The organism is Ruegeria sp. L11 (genome assembly GCF_056531755.1).
Window position 1 is genome coordinate 36,258 of the sequence record NZ_JBQFMI010000011.1, and the last position, 16,986, is coordinate 53,243.

At 57.4% G+C, this 16,986-nt stretch carries 17 protein-coding genes; 4 read left to right on the forward strand and 13 right to left on the reverse strand.

Features of this window, described 5'->3' with window-relative positions:
• Positions 1 to 9: 9 nt before the first annotated feature.
• From ACR0CE_RS15630 to ACR0CE_RS15685, 12 genes are all read right to left on the reverse strand, one after another.
• Positions 10 to 273, reverse strand: a complete 264-nt coding sequence (locus ACR0CE_RS15630) for a hypothetical protein (RefSeq protein ID WP_209507042.1) — start codon at positions 271 to 273, stop codon at positions 10 to 12.
• Positions 230 to 1,753: a cytochrome D1 domain-containing protein gene (locus tag ACR0CE_RS15635; protein ID WP_480833131.1), complete on the reverse strand. Its 1,524-nt coding sequence runs from the start codon at positions 1,751 to 1,753 to the stop codon at positions 230 to 232. Before ACR0CE_RS15635 ends, ACR0CE_RS15630 begins: the two co-directional genes overlap by 44 nt.
• A 76-nt stretch (positions 1,754 to 1,829) precedes the next feature.
• Entirely contained in the window at positions 1,830 to 3,044 is a 1,215-nt protein-coding gene (gene nirJ, locus ACR0CE_RS15640) for a heme d1 biosynthesis radical SAM protein NirJ (protein WP_480833132.1), read from the reverse strand.
• A 4-nt stretch (positions 3,045 to 3,048) separates the two neighbouring features.
• On the reverse strand, positions 3,049 to 3,531 hold the full coding sequence (gene ahbB, locus ACR0CE_RS15645; RefSeq protein WP_480833133.1) for a siroheme decarboxylase subunit beta: 483 nt from the start codon (positions 3,529 to 3,531) through the stop codon (positions 3,049 to 3,051).
• Positions 3,528 to 3,977, reverse strand: coding sequence for an Lrp/AsnC family transcriptional regulator (locus ACR0CE_RS15650; RefSeq protein WP_480833134.1), 450 nt, complete (start codon positions 3,975 to 3,977; stop codon positions 3,528 to 3,530). The genes ahbB (ACR0CE_RS15645) and ACR0CE_RS15650 overlap by 4 nt, the downstream gene beginning before the upstream one ends.
• The gene (gene ahbB, locus ACR0CE_RS15655; protein WP_480833135.1) at positions 3,974 to 4,963 is read right to left on the reverse strand and encodes a siroheme decarboxylase subunit beta; all 990 of its coding nucleotides are present in this window, start codon (positions 4,961 to 4,963) and stop codon (positions 3,974 to 3,976) included. Before ahbB (ACR0CE_RS15655) ends, ACR0CE_RS15650 begins: the two co-directional genes overlap by 4 nt.
• Positions 4,964 to 4,966: 3 nt before the next feature.
• Positions 4,967 to 6,112 (reverse strand): cytochrome D1 domain-containing protein, encoded by a 1,146-nt coding sequence (locus ACR0CE_RS15660; RefSeq protein ID WP_480774216.1) that lies wholly within the window; start codon positions 6,110 to 6,112, stop codon positions 4,967 to 4,969.
• Positions 6,109 to 6,438 (reverse strand): c-type cytochrome, encoded by a 330-nt coding sequence (locus ACR0CE_RS15665; protein ID WP_480488726.1) that lies wholly within the window; start codon positions 6,436 to 6,438, stop codon positions 6,109 to 6,111. Before ACR0CE_RS15665 ends, ACR0CE_RS15660 begins: the two co-directional genes overlap by 4 nt.
• 46 nt (positions 6,439 to 6,484) lie before the next feature.
• Entirely contained in the window at positions 6,485 to 7,246 is a 762-nt protein-coding gene (cobA, locus tag ACR0CE_RS15670; RefSeq protein ID WP_480484311.1) for a uroporphyrinogen-III C-methyltransferase, read from the reverse strand.
• Positions 7,247 to 7,447: 201 nt separating this feature from the next.
• Positions 7,448 to 7,849 carry a cupredoxin domain-containing protein gene (locus ACR0CE_RS15675; protein ID WP_480833136.1) on the reverse strand — a complete coding sequence of 134 codons (402 nt, stop codon included), beginning with the start codon at positions 7,847 to 7,849 and terminating at the stop codon, positions 7,448 to 7,450.
• A 54-nt stretch (positions 7,850 to 7,903) separates the two neighbouring features.
• Positions 7,904 to 9,691, reverse strand: coding sequence for a NapC/NirT family cytochrome c (locus ACR0CE_RS15680; RefSeq protein WP_480833137.1), 1,788 nt, complete (start codon positions 9,689 to 9,691; stop codon positions 7,904 to 7,906).
• Between the two features lie 124 nt (positions 9,692 to 9,815).
• Positions 9,816 to 11,492, reverse strand: a complete 1,677-nt coding sequence (locus ACR0CE_RS15685) for a cytochrome D1 domain-containing protein (RefSeq protein ID WP_480477367.1) — start codon at positions 11,490 to 11,492, stop codon at positions 9,816 to 9,818.
• Positions 11,493 to 11,735: 243 nt separating this feature from the next.
• On the opposite strand from ACR0CE_RS15685, the gene ACR0CE_RS15690 reads away from it, so the two are divergent.
• Entirely contained in the window at positions 11,736 to 12,932 is a 1,197-nt protein-coding gene (locus ACR0CE_RS15690) for an NnrS family protein (RefSeq protein ID WP_480833138.1), read from the forward strand.
• 27 nt (positions 12,933 to 12,959) lie between these two features.
• Here ACR0CE_RS15690 and ACR0CE_RS15695 read toward each other — a convergent pair whose 3' ends face one another.
• Positions 12,960 to 14,066, reverse strand: a complete 1,107-nt coding sequence (locus ACR0CE_RS15695) for a Hint domain-containing protein (RefSeq protein WP_480559904.1) — start codon at positions 14,064 to 14,066, stop codon at positions 12,960 to 12,962.
• A gap of 266 nt (positions 14,067 to 14,332) precedes the next feature.
• Here ACR0CE_RS15695 and ACR0CE_RS15700 point away from each other — a divergent pair, with 266 nt between their 5' ends.
• The 3 genes from ACR0CE_RS15700 to ACR0CE_RS15710 are packed head-to-tail and all read left to right on the forward strand — an operon-like array spanning position 14,333 to position 16,981.
• Positions 14,333 to 14,782, forward strand: a complete 450-nt coding sequence (locus ACR0CE_RS15700; RefSeq protein ID WP_209597154.1) for a c-type cytochrome — start codon at positions 14,333 to 14,335, stop codon at positions 14,780 to 14,782.
• Between the two features lie 16 nt (positions 14,783 to 14,798).
• Positions 14,799 to 16,166, forward strand: a complete 1,368-nt coding sequence (locus ACR0CE_RS15705) for a cbb3-type cytochrome c oxidase subunit I (protein ID WP_267365161.1) — start codon at positions 14,799 to 14,801, stop codon at positions 16,164 to 16,166.
• A gap of 5 nt (positions 16,167 to 16,171) precedes the next feature.
• Entirely contained in the window at positions 16,172 to 16,981 is an 810-nt protein-coding gene (locus tag ACR0CE_RS15710) for an AAA family ATPase (RefSeq protein WP_480477359.1), read from the forward strand.
• Positions 16,982 to 16,986: the final 5 nt, after the last annotated feature.

Below are 16,986 nucleotides of genomic sequence, written 5' to 3' on the forward strand. Positions count from 1 at the left end.
AAATTCCCTTCAGCCGTCCGCTTCGTCCATCAACCCACGCACCCATCGCCCCGCCAACCAAGACGCGGGTATGCCCAAAGGTATTGACCAAAGGATCGCTGGAACCGGTCCAATCACCCCGAAACCGGCGCTGTGCAGGATCAGCCCGGCCAGAAACAGGTTGATGGCCACGGTCAACATGGTGGCTGGATAAAGCAGAATGGCCAGTTTCCAGACCGGCCATTTGCCCTCAGTGGCTGGTGCCTTCCGAGAAGGTGATTTTGTTCCAGACATTGTACTTCCCAGACGGTTTACGCATCGGCAAGCGGCGCACTTCTTCCAGCGTCTGCGCATCATAAACGATCACCGCGCCGTCATCTTCCCAGATTGATACAAGCGCGTGGCGGCCATCCTTTGTGAACTCGACATGTGCCACGGTCTTGCTCGGGGCAGGGCGCAAAGTTCTTACGATTTCAAGGCTTTGCTTGTCTATCACATGCATGGCGTCCTTGTTGGGACCAAAGAAGACATCGGCCCAGACGTAAGGCGAATTCTCGTGGCTCCGCATGAAGAAGCCCGGCCCTTCGGTCTTTATCCGCTTGATAGTTTCCCAAGTCCCCATGTCGATCACCGACACCGTGCCGTCGGTCAGATGCGGTGTGGCCATGACGGTCGTATCGCCATGCTTCCACGTAATCCCCGAGCCCAGATGCGGCATCCCCGGCAAGTCCAGATCGGCCACCTTGTGCCCAATAACAAGGTCGATCACCTGTCCGCCCTTGCCATCGCGCGCGGCACCCATCACGTATTCATAGCTTTGATCGAAAAAGAAATCGTCCAGATAGTCGGGCGTGGTGATCTTGCGCACCGGGAAGGGGTCGGGGTTCTTGAACTGCCCTTCGATGCGGAAGTCGTGACCCAACCCGGATTGCGGCGGGTTGGCTCCGTAAAAGACCTCCCAGATCTCGGGAACATCCTTGAGCGCCAGAACAAAGCTCTCACGCGGGGGGGCCTGATACACCGCGGATACACGACTTGATTTTCCCGCTTTTCCTTTGATCGCAATGACTTTTTCCACCGACAGGTCTTCGGTCGACAGCAGGGTCAGACTGTTTGGCAGATAATTCGCAACGGCCAGCCACTTGCCGTCACCGGACATTGCGATGTTTCGGCTGTTAAGCCCCGCCCGTACGCGTCCCACCTGTTGCAGGGCCCAGATGTCGTATTTCTGAACCCAGCCATCCCGGGACATGATGAAAACGTAACGCCCATCCGGGCTGAACTTCGGCCCGCCGTGAACCGCGAAGGGTGTCTCGAACCGGTCCAAAACCTCAAACGTGTCACCATCCAGCACGCTGACATGATGATCCCCGGTTTCGACCACCAGGGTGATGTTCATCGGGTCACTTGACCACACTGGCGCATCAACCGGGAAATAACCGTCATCCAGCGTGCGGCTGTCCATGATATGGGCCTCGCCCCATTCGGGGTCGGTTTCCAACGGTGATTTCAACCAGCCGGCCAGCTCCTCAATCTGCAAAGCATCGAGTTCGTGCGAGAAAGCAGGCATTTGCGTCGCCGCGCGCCCTTCCGCAATCACCGCCGCGATACGCGGCCCACGCATGCGCTGCAGCGTCTCTGGGATCAGTGCCGGGCCCACACCGCCCAGGCGGTTTTCACCGTGGCAGGACGCACAATGCTCGGCATAATCCGTTGGTGCATCCGCCCAGGCACCACCGGCGCCCAGTACAGAACACATCAACACGACCTTCATCTTTTCAAAAATACTCCCGCCGGAGGCTCCGTTACGTGTCTCTGGCGCCCATGTCGAAGGCTCAAAGCAGACAGGATCAAAAGAACTGATGCGCCGGATCATGGCTTTTCCCCCGGAACGGCGTGACCCGCAGGCGCTCACCTGCGTCGTCAACACCGATTTCTTCGTTTGTCAGGTAACAGGCCGGATCTTCGGCCCAGGGATCACCGGTCAGTTGCAGGGCCCGGATGCGGGTGTTGCCACCGCAGACATCCTTTAGCTCACAGGCCCCACAGCGCCCCTTGAGGGGGCGCGGACGCGTGCGCAGCATGGCCAGCATCGGATCGTCGCTGGTCCAAAGTTCGGAAAACGATGTCGTCTTAACGTTGCCGACTGTGTAATCAGACCAGTAGGTGTCAGGATGAACCCGGCCCAGATTATCGATATTGGCCACACCTAAACCGCTGGAATTTCCTCCCCAAGCGGCCAGGTGCTCGCGGACATGCGCAGCCTTCTCGGTGTCGAAATGCGTGCGAATCCAGTTCAGGAAATACCCCGCATCTGCGTCATTGTTGCCAGTCACGATATCCAGCGGGCGACCGCCCAAGGCAGCCTCCCACGCGCGCTCCAACAGCAGATCCATTCCCTTGCGGGTGCGCTGATGCTCAGCATCCTCGCCGCGGTTCTTGTCGCCGCGCCCGGCATAAACCAGGTGCGACAGGTAAAACTTGTCGACGCCCTCGTCATCGCATAGCTGAAGCAGGTCCGGCAGGTGATGCTGCGTGCCTTCGGTCAGGCAGAACCGCAAGCCAACCTTGATGCCGCGCCTCTTGCATTCGCGCACACCGCGCAGGGCGTCGGCAAAAGCCCCTTCAACACCGCGGAACCAGTCATTTGTGGCCCCGATCCCATCCAACGAGATGCCAACGTAGTTGAAACCAACGTCGGCAATCATGTCGGCTGTTTCATCATGAACTCGTGTTCCGTTGGTCGACAGCGCCAGCATCGGCACAAGCTCGCGGGCACGTTTGGCAATGTCGAAGAAATCGAACCTGTCCAGTGGTTCCCCACCCGAGAGGATCAGGGCCGGGACGCGAAACTGGCCCAGATCCTCAAGGGTTACCATGGCTTGCTCGTGGCTGAGCTCGCCCGGGAACGCAACATCCGCCGAGACGGTGTAGCAATGACGGCACTTCAGATTGCAGCGCCGCGTCAGGTTCCAGATCACCACCGGTTTCACAGGGCCGGGGCGGTGTTTACGCACCGGGGTCGGCTTGACCAGCTGGTGCATGTATTCTGTCAGGCGGAACATCGTCTCAGCCTTTCTTTTTCAGGCGCAGCCCGGTCTTTTTCAGGATGCGCGTGGAATAGAGGATATCCTTGGCCCGGCAGGCGTCACCCAGAATTGCGGCGATCTCGGCTCGCTTTTCTTCGACCTCATCCCGATCCGATCCGTGAACCATGGCAAACAGGTTATAGGGCCAGTCCGGCAACGCGCGGGGACGTTCATAGCAATGGGTGACAAAGGGTAGAGCACCGATCTGAGCGCCCAATTCGGCGATGCGGTCATCTTCGACATCCCAGACAGTCATGCCGTTCGAGGTCATGCCAAGCTTGTAGTGGTTGGGGGCGGCCGCGATGCGGCGGATTACGCCGCGCGCTTTGAGGGCTGACAGCCTCTCAAGCAGATCGGCTTCCTGCATCCCCAGATCATCAGCAACCTGAGCATATGGGGCAGAAACCAGAGGCAATCCGCTCTGTAGCGCTTGGATAATCTGTCTGTCTGTTGCGTCGATCATGCCGCCACCCGAAAGCCGATGTAGAATTCCTGAAGTTTGGGGAAACAAAGAACCTCGATCCCCGTTTCCCGTTCGATTGCATCGGCTGTGGCCTTGATTCCTTCGGGCGTTTCAGTGGCCAGTACGAACCACATGTTCAGCCGGTGCGTGCGTTCATAATTATGGGCAACCTCGGTGTGTGCATTGACTTTGGTCACGACGGCTTCAAATTCCCCGGCTGGAACGGCCATTGCGCAGAGGCAGAAGGCACCGCCCATTGCAGCGGCATCGAAGAACGGCCCAAAACGTGTGATGACACGGGACACTTTCATGCGCGTCAGGCGCGCCAGCAATTCGGTCTCGGACAGGTCAAGTTCTTTGGCGACTGTTGCGTAAGGATGTGAAACCAGTGGCAGATCGTCCTGCATACGGTTCAGGATCGCACGGTCAGTATGGTCCAGCGTCATGCGGCGACCTCTTTGGTTTGAATCAGGGCGCCGGTCTGCTTGAAACAGCGGGTAGAGAACAGAACCTTGTTCCGTGCACCTGTCAGTTCGGACAGGGTCGTCGCACGGGCCAGTACGTCCAAAGCTTCGCTGCGGGACCGTGCGTGGATCATGGAATACAGGCGATATGGCCACACATCGGGCACCGGGTTGCGCTCGTAACACAAGGTCACCCCTGGGAAAGCGGCCAAAGCGGGGCCAGCGATGTCGATCTGCTCTGCCGGCAGGTCCCAGACCACCATCGCATTGGCCGACCAGCCAAGCGCCCGGTGACGTACGATGACACCCAGCCGCGAAATGATACCGGCAGCGTGCAACGCGATGATCCGCGCCATCACCTCATCAACGTCCCGGTTCAGCGAATGTGCCAAAGCTGCATAAGGTTCGGCGACCAGAGACAGTCCCGAGCTGAGCGTTTGCAGTAGACATCGATCGCCGTCGCGCATGGCGGATGCATCCACCTGACGCGCTGTGGGCACATTTTTGATCCCTCCGATCATGCGGAACCCAAGATCAACGTTGAAAGGGCGCACCAGCCGCAAATCCAGTACCAGCAGCCCGGTGACCCGGCTGATCCGTGCGAGGGTAGCATCCACATGCGCCCGATCCGGGCCGGTAGCGACGAACCAGAGGTTCCAAGCGTCCTCGCGCTGATAATTGTGGTTTACACCCGGCTCGGCGTCGATCAGGGCGGCAACCTCTTCCAGCCGCTCCTCCGGGACGGACACTGCTGCCAGCGTACTGGCCGTCACCACGCCGGGTGTGATGGTTGCGCCAACCCGCGTGATGCGGCCTGTGGTGCGCATTCTGGTCAGGCGGTGGATGACTTCGCTTTCGTCCAGTTCAAGAGCGGTTCCAAGAACCTGAAACGGGCGTTCGGTCACCGGGAAATCACGCTGAAATTCATCCAGCAAGCGGCGGTCGATCGGGTCTGTAATGTGTTGCATAACTTACAGACCCGTTTTGTGCGCACGCGCAGTAAAGAAGATACCCGACGGGCTTTCGGCCTCGATCTCACGTAGTTTTTCGAAGCTACGCGTGTCATAAACCATGACCTTGTTCGCATCGCGCACACTGATCCAGACCTCGTGCCCGCGCGGTGTGAATTCCATGTGCAAAACGGCAGGGCCGGGCTTGAATTCGTGGATGATCTGTTTGCTGACGGTATCGATGACCTGAATGGTATCGTTCAGCGGGTGGGCAAAGTTAACCCAGACCTGCCGCCCGTCCGGGCGGGCCATGGCAAAGACCGGCTGTCCGTAGGTTTGCGTGCGTCCGGTCTCGGTCAGGGTGGTGGAGTCGATCCACAAAACCTCGTGGTGGCCAACGGCGGGCAAGGCAAATTCGGACCCTGTCAGCGCCCAACCTTCCAGATGGGGCATCTTGTAGACCGGCATTTCCTCCTGACCACGGCCATAGCCGGGTAGAACGCGGATCGGTTCCGGGTTGTCGGACCACAGATCAAGCGCGGTCAGACCATCCTCGCCAAACAGGCCGGTGATATAGGTGCGGCCATTGGCAGTGATCAGCGCGTCATAAGGGTTCTTGCCGATATCGGGGATCTTGGTGATCTCGGGCGCGCCTTGTGCGAAATCCGCGATCCATGTCTCACCCGTGTCCCACATTGTGAAAACGAAACGGCGACCCGGCGCGTCGACCAGACCAATCGTTTTGCTGCCGGTGGGAATGTCAGCCACCATCTCCAGCGTTTGCGCATCAAACACGCGCACACCGCCGGGTTCGTAATTCGATACCGCTACAAGGGCGCCATCGTCCGAGATTGCGCCGCCAATGGCGTTTCCGGACTGCACAACACGGTTCACGATCTGGCGGGTGACAATGTCAACCTTGGTCAGGCCTCCGTCGCGGCCAAAGACATAGGCAAAACGTTCATCCGGTGAATAGACCAACGAGGCGTGGGACAGATCGCCCAATCCTTCTATCCGGGCCAGAGCTGCACGGTCGGACTGGTCCACCAACAGGACCGATCCGCTGGCACGTTCGATCACCAGCCCAAGGTCTCCTGTTGCCATCGGCTCGGCCTGGGCCGTGGTCATCATCAATGTCGCCGCAAGGCTGAGGATAAGGTGTTTCATTGTGCCTCCTGTTCCAGCAGGTATCGGGCAATCCATTCGGCCTCTTCTTCGCTGATCAGGGGCCGCCACGGGGGCATCGCCGTATCGGGGATGCCGTCAAGGATGACGCCGGTCAAAACCTCGGCGTCATAATGCTCCAGTGTTTTCGAGCGCAGATCAGGCCCCAGGCCGCCTTTCAGTGATAACCCGTGGCACGAGCCGCAATCCTGATGCACAAGTCTTTTCAGTGCGTTGGGGTCAATGACATCGGCAGCAAAGGCGGACGTTGCGGCCAGAACCGCAGTTGTCAGAAAGGTTCGGGCAACCCACCCTTTGTGGCCGGGCACATTTCTGTTCGGCGCGGGACACGGCACACGATTTCTGCACCCTAGCTTAGCCATGAGCCCGTTCCAGAATGTTCGCCACGGGCTGTTCGGCGTAGAGTGAGACAACTTTGCCGATGATGAAAAGCGTTGGTGCCTTCAACCCGGAGGTGCGCACGTCGTTGGCCAATTGGTCCAGCCGTGACACCAGCCGGCGTTCATCGGGTGTCGTCGCATTTCCGATGGCCAGAACCGGTGTTGATCCCGGTAGGTTTTCGGTCATCAGCCCCATGGCGATCTGGCCGATATTGGCCACACCCATATAGACCACCAGTGTCGTGTCCGGGTCGGCCAGGCGTTTCCAGTCCAGATCCAGCACTTTGTCTGCCTGCCGGTGTCCGGTAACATATTGAACCGAGGTGGCCAGACCGCGATGGGTCAGTGGCACGCCGGTCGAGCAGGACGCGCCCTGCGCCGCCGTGATCCCCGGTGCGTATTCGACTGCCACGCCATGGGCCATCAGATAAGCGGCTTCTTCCGAGCCGCGGCCAAAGATCATCGGATCGCCACCTTTCAGACGGGCGACCGTGTGACCTGCGCTGGCCTCTTCCAGAAGGATTTCGTTGATCCGGTCCTGTGGGACGGTGTGGCATTTGGGCGCTTTCCCAACAGGGATCAGCCGCGCGCCTTCGGCGTGCAGATTCAGGATATCAGCAGACACCAGCCTGTCATAGACCACCACATCTGCTTCCTGCAGCATTCGCAGGGCACGCAGCGTCATCAGTTCGGGGTCGCCGGGGCCTGCACCAATCAGAAAAACCTTACCGCTCATGTTCAAACTCGCTGGGTCTGAATGTCTTCGAAACCCGGGGTTTCCTGCGCGAATCCAATGCTTTTGCGGGACGTTGCTGGGTAGGCCGGGCGTGTCATGAGGGCAGATTGGCGCAATCGAAAACCAACCTCCTTGACATAAGTTAAGGAGCGCGGGATTTGCGCCCGCGCCCCTCTGTTCAGCCTATGAAAACACCCGGGATCAGGGCTCGACAGTGATCATCCCGATCATGTTCTGTGTCTCCCAATGGGGCCCGCAGAGATAATCCTGAGGGCCGGGTGTCAGGAAGGTCATTTCGACCGTTTCTTCCGGGAACAACCGGTCGCTTTCGGGTTTGCTGCCATCTTTCAGCAACACACTGTGGCTGGTGCGCTTGTCGACATTCACCCATCGGACAGTTGTACCTGCCTTTACGGTCAGTTCGAACGGGCAGAAATTGTAGTTGTACATCAAAACCACTTTGGCGTCCTCGACCGAGGCCGAGGGGTGGCCGAACAGCTCGACATAACGTTCTTCGGCTTCGGCGCAGATCTCGGCGGTTTCATCAGACCAGGCTGGCGCGGCAAGAAGCAGCAGCGCGGGAAGAAGGCGGTGGGGTTTCATGGTCCATGTCTCCTTTCCAAAGTAATTGGGGCCGGGAGAACCGGCCCCAAACTGTTATTGCTTGACCACGTTGATAAACGCGCTGTCATCGTCCAGCGCTAGGCTGGTATCCAGCGTTACGTGGTGGAACCGTGCGGCGGCAAAATCATCATGGATTGCAAAACCGACCGTATAGGTTTGACCGGCCTCCAGCGGAACATCGCCGGGTGCGCCTGAGTTCAGCGGACGTGTGAAAACAACCGTCCACATGCCACCAGACAGGTTTGCCGAGGCTGCAATCTCACCATCATTGACCACCCGCTGTTCCAGCAGATAACCATTTGTGGCACTGCCGTCCGCGTAGACACGCATCAGGTCAAGATAGGTACCGTCAGCCAGATACTGCTCGATTTGTTCGGCGGCCTGCAACTTGTCCCAACCGCCCAAAGCCTTGCCGCCTCGACCTTTGATCTCGATCTCGGTGCGGCTTTCGCTGAGGTACTTGGTCACGGTGTCCTGAGCGGTCAGGCGACCGGAAACATCCCCGTTTGCGGCAATTGCATCGGCCTCAGGCGCAAAGGGCATATAGGTGTTGTCGGCGTGGCACGACGCCCAGCACCCGACCTGATCGCCCAGCTCGATACCGGTTCCGGTGATCATCATAGCGACCTTGATCTGGTTTTCAGGATCCATTTTGCCGCCATCGACAAACGGAGCAGGGTTGTGCCCCGCATCCGGCCATTGCAGACGGATGTACAGGTTTTCGTCATCATGTGCCGCCTGAACGGTTGCGTCGATCACACCGCGTTTGCCGGGGATCGGAGTGGGTTCCAACTCGCCACCGGCAACGATCTTGTTACCAATCGCATCCAGTTCCTTGGCATGACAGGTCGAACATTGATCGCCACCTTTGGTCAGCGGACGGGCCCCGCCATGGGTTTTTCCGTTCTGCACCCATTCAAACGACGCCTGGCCTGGATAGAACAGTTTCAGGTCCGCACTGGCCACCGCATTCCAGTCGATGTTGGCACCGACATCGCCGCTTTCACTGCTGGCAGGTGTTGCCGAACCATCGGTTGCAGCCGTTGCCCGCTCTTCCGCGACAGCGGCGTCAACTGCTGCCGCAATCTGGGCCTGAACGACCTCCTGCTGGGCTTTCTTTGCAGCTTTCTCGGCCTCGGCCTCGGCAGCTTCCTTGGCTTCGATCCGCTCAAGGCTGGCAAGGTATTCTGGCGGAATTGGTCGAATGAAGGCCGGATTTGGCGCTTCAAGCTCTTCCAGATATTCGTCGGATGCGCGGTCTCGGATGTTCGAGTGTGCAATACCCTTGTGGCAGTCGATACAGGTCTGACCGGTTTCCATTGCGTTCAGGTGCTGCTGACGTGCACGCGGACGCTGGAATTCAGGCATCATCGATTCAAAGTCATGGCAGTTTCGACATTCACGCGAGTCCGTCGATTTCATCCTCTCCCACTCATTCATGGCAAGATGAATGCGCTTGGCTTCGAATTTCTCTCGGGTGTTGATGGTGCCGACCATCTTTCCATAAAGCTCTTTTGAGGCTTTTATTTTTCGAATGATCTTATGGGTCCAGTCCTTGGGCACGTGACAGTCCGAGCAGACCGCACCGACACCCGACCGGTTCACGTCGTGGATCGTGCCCTGGTATTCCGCATAAACAAAATCCCGCATCTCGTGGCACGAGACACAGAATTCCTTGGTATTCGTGGCTTCCATGGCGGTGTTGAACCCACCCCAGAAGATGATGCCGGCGGCGAAAGCCGCAGCAATACCGGCCACGGGCATTCCCCACAGGAAATACCGGCGCCAGATCGGTTTTTTCTTATCCGGTTCGGAAGTCATATCCGGGCTCCGTTTTGGCTGTCTTGTCTGGCCTTAGGTGGCAGGCCGGTGAGTTTGGCGGATCTGTCAAACGAGGAAAGGGCGGGCGAGGGGCCCGCCCTTTCCGGTTTAGGTTGCGAACCCGTCAGGTGACGTGGTTCGACCGGTTGTAGACATTGAATTTGCCGGTCGGGGCGTAAAGTCCGTCAATCCGACCGATCTCTTCCAATGTCTTGGCGTCGAAGATCACAATCTGACCGTTGGGTTCCTTCGAGTCCGACAGGTTCCACTTGGAAACCCAGACCTCGGTACCATCGGCGTTGAATTCGAAGTGAACAGCGGCACTGCCTTCGTCTTCGGTGATCTGGATGGTTTTCACGATCTCGCCGGTCTCTTTCGAGATGACCTGAACCGATTGCTGAATTTCCGGCTCGGGGTGTTTGGTCTGATCAGCCCAGATGTAATCCGAGTTCGGGTGGGTGCGGACAAACAGGCCGGGGCCGTCGGTTTCCACCTCGTAACAGGTTTTCCAGGCCTGATCCGGATGACCTTCTGGGTCGTTGCCCCAGACTGTCACGGTACCGACACCCAGGTGGGTTGTGCCCGCCACAGGTCCGCAGTTCGGGTCAATCCAGTTCGCGCCCGGGCCGGGGTGCGGCAGGGCAGCGGTGTCGATCATCGCCTCAAGCTTGTGCGTTTCAGTATCGACAACGACCATCTTGTTCGATGCGTTAGCCGCGATTTGGAAGTACCGGCCTGTCGGGTCGAAGAACCCGTCATGCAGGAATTTGGCCGAGTTGATCTTGTCGATCCGCAAGTTGTCGAGGTCGGTGTAGTCAACCTGCCAGAGCTGCCCCAGCTCTTTCACGGCAACGATCCAGGTGGGTTCGTTCGGCGTGGTGTAGATAGCGGCCACACGGGCTTCTTCCACATACTCGCCATCTACGTTGGTGCCACGGGTCGATACGACTTTGACCGGCTCCATGGTCTGCGCGTCAACGATTGCAAAGTGAGGCGGCCAGTACCCACCGCCGATGACGTATTTGCCGTCACCGGACACGGCGACATCGCGCGCGTCATAGGCGATCTTGACTTCCGAAACCAGCATCTTGTCCGGCGTCTGCCAGAGGTCGATCTTGGTCATCTTGCCGTCACGGCCCATTGTATACCAGAAACGGCCCGGCGTTTCGGGTTCGGTGATGTTGTGATGCTCGGAAGCCTTCAGGACGTGCACGGCATAGCCGGTCGGAATATGCGTCAGCACTTCTTTCGTGTCGCCGTCAATGACTGCAACCTTGCCGACGTCACGTTCGATGACGACAAAGAAGTTTTCCCAGTTGCGGCCGTGCAGCGGTTCGGTCGGATAGTCCGCTTCTTCGACGTAGACCTTGCGGGTTGCCTTCATCTGTTCCAGCGACATTTCAGGCGGCTTTGGGGCCTCCATCATGATGTATGTCGCCATATCCTTGATTTCCTGCTCAGACATGATGTCCGAGAAGTTGTTCATCCCGCCTTCAGTTCCCCAGGCGATGATTTTCTCAAGGCGTTCCTGACCCAGTTTCAGGGTGCCGCCTTCGGTTACGGTGCCGTCGGCTGCGGTCTTCTTCCAATGCGGTTCCAGGTTTTTACCGGTAGCGCCTTTGCGCAAAACCCCGTGGCAGCCTGCACATTGTTCAAAGTACAGTTGTTTCGAAGCTTCAAAGGCTTCGTCGCTAAGTGTTGGCTCGTCGGCAAAAGCTGGAGCAGCGACGCTGCCCAACAACATTGCCAATCCGACCCCAAAAGCGCGGCCGGTCTTGTTGTAGCTGATTCCAAGTGACATGATCACTCTCCATTTGCGTGGTGAGGCAATGCGGAGACTGATCCATCACGGGATTGTCATCCTTGACCAAAGTCAACGGGCGCGGCGCTAACTTCGTTCTTTGGGCAAAAACCAGACGCAGATTTCAGCAATAAAACCTGTTTTTTTCGCACATGTTTTTGTCGTCTTGATTTCGGTTAAGTGCCCGAATCCCGTCGGACAGTACTGCTTGTTGAAGGACGAGATGGGCCATGGAGAGCAGGCATGTCATCTGCAGTATCGCGCATTTTCAGCGAAGGCTTTCGGGTATTTTTCCTTTCTGCCGGTCTTTATGGTGTGTTTGCTGGTGTCGCCTGGGGTGTTTGGCTGGCCTCACTGGATGGGCTCTTACCCTATGCCGAGCAAAGTTATGGAATGCCCCCGGTCATGTGGCATGCCCATGAGATGATTTTTGGCTATGCGACGGCAGCACTGGGTGGGTTTTTTCTGACCGCAGTTCCAAACTGGACCGGTACGCCGGAAGTGCGGGCGCGCTTTGTCACGATCGTAGCGCTGATCTGGATGGCGGGGCGGCTGGCTGTGTGGTTATCAGGGTCGCTCTCTCCGACTACCGTCGCAATTATCGATCTGAGCTTTGTTCCAATTCTTGTCCTGAAAATTGCCAGCCAGCTGGTACGCAGGCCCAAGCCACAGAACATGATATTTCTGTATCTTCTGAGTTTGGTATGGTTGGCCAACCTGATGGTTCATCTGGAATGGATTGGACTCACCACAGACACGCTGAATACCGGAGTTCGTGCAGGGCTACTGACCTTGTGTTCAATGATAGCGATACTGGGGGGGCGTATCACACCGGCCTTTACGCGCAATGCAATGAAACGCGACGGTGTGCCCGAAGCCTTGTGGCCGGTTTCAAACGCGGTGCTGGAAAAGGCCGTGATGGCGCTTGCCCTTATGCTGCCGTTGTTGGTGCTGACCTTGGGCAGTGTTTCCTTGGCGGGTATCTGCGCGTTGCTGCTGGGCGGCGCCCAACTGATGCGCATGGCACGGTGGAGAGCGGGTTGGGCGCTGCGGCAGCCGATCCTGATTGCTTTGCACCTGGGCCTGATGATGCTGGCCCTTGGGTTGTTGCTGTGGGGGTCTGCCGTCATCGGATATGGTAATGAGATCGGCGCGCTTCACATTTTGGGGATCGGGTGCGTTGGTGGCATGACCCTTGCCGTCATGAGCCGCGCCGCCCTTGGCCACAGCGGCCGGCCCCTTGTTGCACCGTCGCCAATGGCGGTCGGATACGGGCTGATGGCGGCGGCGGCTTTGGTCCGCTGGTTGGGGTCCGGGCTGGCAGGTGGATATATGACGGCCATGCTGACGGCTGACGGGTTATGGATTGCCGCAATCGGGTTGTACCTGTTTGCCATGTGGCCCGCGCTGACAGGCCCGCGCGCAGCGAAGCACGGCTGACACGGAACCTTAACCGCGTATTACTATTCAGAATATCAAGGGGCGTTCGTTCTTTACATGGCGGGACACGAGCGCACGAGCGCGTCTTCCGTTTTCAGGTATGTGCCGCACAGCTTGAGGAACGTACATTGGGGTCTCTAGTTCCGGAAACAGGTCGAAGATTTCCGCCCTTGCTTCTGGGGGAACGCTGGACAGAGCCTGTGCGCCGACAAAAAGGCTTTCTGACGGGGCACCTTCTGCGTAGATGATTTCATGGCGGTCGAACAAAAGATGGAGATATGTGACTGACACGGTGTCATCTGCAACGCTGATACCAGGGCTGGCGACAAGAATACGAGCGGGGACCAGGATTTCCTCTGCGTCGAACATTCTGACGGCGATTCGGGATCGAACCAGTATGCGGTGCTGTGGCGAAACAAGCAGGTCGCGTTTTGGCAAGTCACACCCCAAGGCCCCGGCCTTGATGAGGATTGGTAGCAGCTTGGGTTTTTTCACCAGCTCTTCATGCGATAGGTTTCGCGTCCCGATCCAACGTATGTGTTGCGGTCCATTGTCGGCAGTGACGACCATGTCACCCACCTTCAGATCCTCGATGGGTATCGGACCTTCTGGCGTCATGATAAGTGTTCCGGCAGCAAAGCACGGCACGTCAATAATGGCAGCAGGGTCAGTTGTGTCGGGCGCATTGGTCGGCGTGACATTCACGATGTTCATCGAGTAGGTCGTACCGGGCACAAGAGGTTCAGAGGTAATATAGCCGCCCAATACGCCGTCAACTTCGACGCGATATACAGTGATTGTGCCTCCGCCTGGTTTGGACAGAATGTAGGATTCTTCCAGGTATATTGAGCCACTCAAATAGGTGGTCGAACCATCGAGGGTGGTGATAGTACCGGTCTGCGTCAGGTCATCGCCGTCTTCGTCGTCAAAGCGGTCACCGTTGAAAACATCCCCTGTATCGACAACAGGTGCTCCGCCTCCGTTTTGAATAAAACCACCAGCTGCGTCAGTCACACTAAACAAACGTCGATCCGTGTCGGGATCAAAATTGACATCCAACGTAACCGTGTCCGGCCCAATCGTATTCACCGTGATTACACCAGGGGTATAACCGATATAGGAATAGTTCGCCATTTTCACCCATCAATCATTGAAACGGAATTTTTCACCTTTTTCTCAGGTGGTTGAATAGGTCCTTCATGTCAAAAAGTCGACGCGAAAGTGTTCACAATTGCCTCAGATTTAAAGGCAATCCCAAGGTCATTTCGTTATTTTCGCTGTTTGCGGATGTCTGATCTCGTTCCTGAGGATACTTTAGAAGTCTTGACTTTCGTTAAGGCAGCCCTGTGACCCGCACGTCATGTTGCCTGCACTAGCTAATCTGCGCAAAGGAGAGCGCGATGCGAGAAGTCATGACAAAGAGCATGGCTCGCAATATTTTCTATGGCGGGTCACTGTTCTTCATCCTCATCTTTCTGGCTCTATCAGCCCATTCACATCTGTATATCGTCAATTCCGAAAATGCCGCGAAGCTCGACGAAAGTGTGGTTCGGGGCAAACATGTTTGGGAAAAACACGCCTGTATCAACTGTCACACAATCCTTGGCGAAGGGGCGTACTTTGCCCCTGAGGTCGGCAATGTGATGACACGTTGGGGCGTGTTGGACGACCCGGAATCGGCCTTTGAATCCCTCAAGGGCTGGATGGAGGCACAACCCACCGGCATTCCCGGTCGTCGGCAGATGCCGCAATTCAACCTCAGCGACGAAGAGATCCGGGATCTGACCAACTTCCTGATCTGGACGGACAATATCGATGCTCAGGACTGGCCGCCCAACGAGGCTGGCTGAGAAGGGGAATGGAGCAATGAAATACGAATCTCAAAAAATCGCCTATGCCTACTTTGCGGTAGCCATGGCGCTGTTCGCGATACAGGTGATCGGCGGCCTGCTGGCCGGCTTCATCTATGTATTCCCTAACTTCCTGAGCGAGCTTTTGCCGTTCAACATCGTGCGGATGCTGCACACCAACGCGCTGATCGTCTGGCTGATACTGGGCTTTTTCGGTGCGGCCTATTTCCTGATCCCGGAAGAGGCCGAGCGCGAAATCCACTCGCCCAAGCTGGCCTATTTGCAGCTGATCATTCTTGTGGTCGGTACGTTGGGCGTGGTTTTGACTTATGTCTTCAACCTGTTCGAAGGCAACTGGTTGCTGGGCAAAGAGGGGCGCGAGTTCCTTGAGCAACCCAAATGGGTCAAGGCCGGTATCGTCGTCGCCGCGCTGATGTTCCTTTACAACGTGTCGATGACCGTTCTGAAGGGCAAGAAGACCGCAATCACCAATATCCTGTTGTTGGGCCTGTGGGGTCTGGCGCTGCTGTTCCTGTTTGCCTTCTACAACCCAGGCAACCTGTCCCTGGACAAGCAATACTGGTGGTATGTTGTCCACCTGTGGGTCGAAGGTGTGTGGGAACTGATCATGGCGTCGATCCTGGCCTACCTGATGCTGAAGCTGACCGGTGTGGACCGAGAGATCGTCGAGAAATGGCTTTATGTCATCGTGGCCGCTGCGCTATTCTCGGGAATTCTTGGAACAGGTCACCACTACTATTGGATCGGCACCCCCGGTTACTGGCAGTGGATTGGGTCGATCTTCTCAAGCCTCGAGGTGATCCCGTTCTTCGCGATGATGGCCTTTGCCTTCGTCATGGTCTGGAAAGGCCGTCGTGACCATCCCAACAAGGCCGCTCTGCTGTGGTCTCTGGGTTGTGCAACGCTTGCCTTCTTTGGTGCCGGCGTCTGGGGTTTCTTGCATACGCTGCACGGGGTAAACTACTATACCCACGGCACACAGATCACTGCGGCCCACGGTCACCTGGCCTTCTACGGTGCCTATGTCTGCCTCAACCTGGCGATCTTCAGCTATGCGATGCCGATCCTCAAAAACCGTGATCCTTACAATCAGGTGCTGAACATGGGATCGTTCTGGCTGATGACCAGCGGTATGGTCTTTATGACCTTCGTGCTGACCTTCGGCGGAACCGTGCAGACGCACATGCAGCGTGTGGTCGGAGATTACTTCATGGACGTACAAGACCAGATCGCAATCTTCTACTGGATGCGTCTGGGTTCCGGTATCGTCGTGGTCCTTGGTGCGCTGCTGTTCATCTATTCGATCTGGGTTCCCCGGAAAGAAGTTATTGAACCCGGCGCCGCCGAAACCCCTGCGGAGTAATGGATATGGATGGCTCCATAAAACTGAAAGAGGGGGCGGCAAACGCCCCCTTCTACCTGCCCCAAGGCGATGAATGCGATGTGTTCACCGCGGCTTATAACAACGACTTGCCAGTTCTGCTGAAAGGTCCGACGGGTTGCGGAAAGACCCGCTTTGTGGCCCACATGGCCGCAAAACTTGGCCGCCCGCTTTATACCGTCGCCTGCCATGATGATCTGGCGGCTGCCGACCTGATTGGCCGTTATCTGCTGAAAGGCGGGGAAACCGTCTGGGTCGATGGCCCCCTCACCCGCGCAGTGCGCGAAGGCGCGATCTGCTACCTCGACGAGGTGGTCGAGGCCCGTAAAGACGTCACTGTCGTTTTGCACCCGCTGACCGATGACCGGCGCATCCTGCCAATCGACCGCACCGGCGAAGAGCTTGAGGCCGCACCTGGCTTCATGCTGGTGGCGTCGTACAACCCCGGTTACCAGAATATCCTGAAAACCCTGAAACCTTCGACTCGGCAACGCTTCATCTCTTTGGAGTTCGATTTCCCGTCCGCGCAGATGGAAGCCGAAGTGGTTGCACAGGAAAGCGGTCTGCCGCTGGAACGTTGCAAGCCGCTGGTGCGGCTGGCGGGTAAGCTGCGCGGGCTCAAGGGTCAGGATCTTGAGGAAGGCGTTTCCACCCGACTGGTTGTTTATGCCGCGACACTGATCGCACAAGGAATGTCCACCGACCGCGCCATCCTTGCCGCCATGATCGAACCTCTGACAGATGACGAGGATATCAAACGCGGGCTCCTCGATCTTGTTACGGCTGTCTTTGGGTGAGGCCG

Bases quoted from the DNA above. Each gene is read 5' to 3' on its own strand.
- cobA (WP_480484311.1), bottom strand. From the start codon at position 7,246: ATGAGCGGTAAGGTTTTTCTGATTGGTGCAGGCCCCGGCGACCCCGAA.
- ACR0CE_RS15695 (WP_480559904.1), bottom strand. From the start codon at position 14,066: ATGGCGAACTATTCCTATATCGGTTATACCCCTGGTGTAATCACGGTG.
- ACR0CE_RS15675 (WP_480833136.1), bottom strand. From the start codon at position 7,849: ATGAAACCCCACCGCCTTCTTCCCGCGCTGCTGCTTCTTGCCGCGCCA.
- ACR0CE_RS15700 (WP_209597154.1), top strand. From the start codon at position 14,333: ATGCGAGAAGTCATGACAAAGAGCATGGCTCGCAATATTTTCTATGGC.
- ACR0CE_RS15660 (WP_480774216.1), bottom strand. From the start codon at position 6,112: ATGAAACACCTTATCCTCAGCCTTGCGGCGACATTGATGATGACCACG.
- ACR0CE_RS15650 (WP_480833134.1), bottom strand. From the start codon at position 3,977: ATGACGCTGGACCATACTGACCGTGCGATCCTGAACCGTATGCAGGAC.
- ACR0CE_RS15680 (WP_480833137.1), bottom strand. From the start codon at position 9,691: ATGACTTCCGAACCGGATAAGAAAAAACCGATCTGGCGCCGGTATTTC.
- ACR0CE_RS15685 (WP_480477367.1), bottom strand. From the start codon at position 11,492: ATGTCACTTGGAATCAGCTACAACAAGACCGGCCGCGCTTTTGGGGTC.
- ACR0CE_RS15630 (WP_209507042.1), bottom strand. From the start codon at position 273: ATGTCTGGAACAAAATCACCTTCTCGGAAGGCACCAGCCACTGAGGGC.
- ahbB (WP_480833133.1), bottom strand. From the start codon at position 3,531: ATGATCGACGCAACAGACAGACAGATTATCCAAGCGCTACAGAGCGGA.
- ACR0CE_RS15705 (WP_267365161.1), top strand. From the start codon at position 14,799: ATGAAATACGAATCTCAAAAAATCGCCTATGCCTACTTTGCGGTAGCC.
- ACR0CE_RS15690 (WP_480833138.1), top strand. From the start codon at position 11,736: ATGTCATCTGCAGTATCGCGCATTTTCAGCGAAGGCTTTCGGGTATTT.
- ACR0CE_RS15635 (WP_480833131.1), bottom strand. From the start codon at position 1,753: ATGAAGGTCGTGTTGATGTGTTCTGTACTGGGCGCCGGTGGTGCCTGG.
- ACR0CE_RS15710 (WP_480477359.1), top strand. From the start codon at position 16,172: ATGGATGGCTCCATAAAACTGAAAGAGGGGGCGGCAAACGCCCCCTTC.
- ahbB (WP_480833135.1), bottom strand. From the start codon at position 4,963: ATGCAACACATTACAGACCCGATCGACCGCCGCTTGCTGGATGAATTT.
- nirJ (WP_480833132.1), bottom strand. From the start codon at position 3,044: ATGTTCCGCCTGACAGAATACATGCACCAGCTGGTCAAGCCGACCCCG.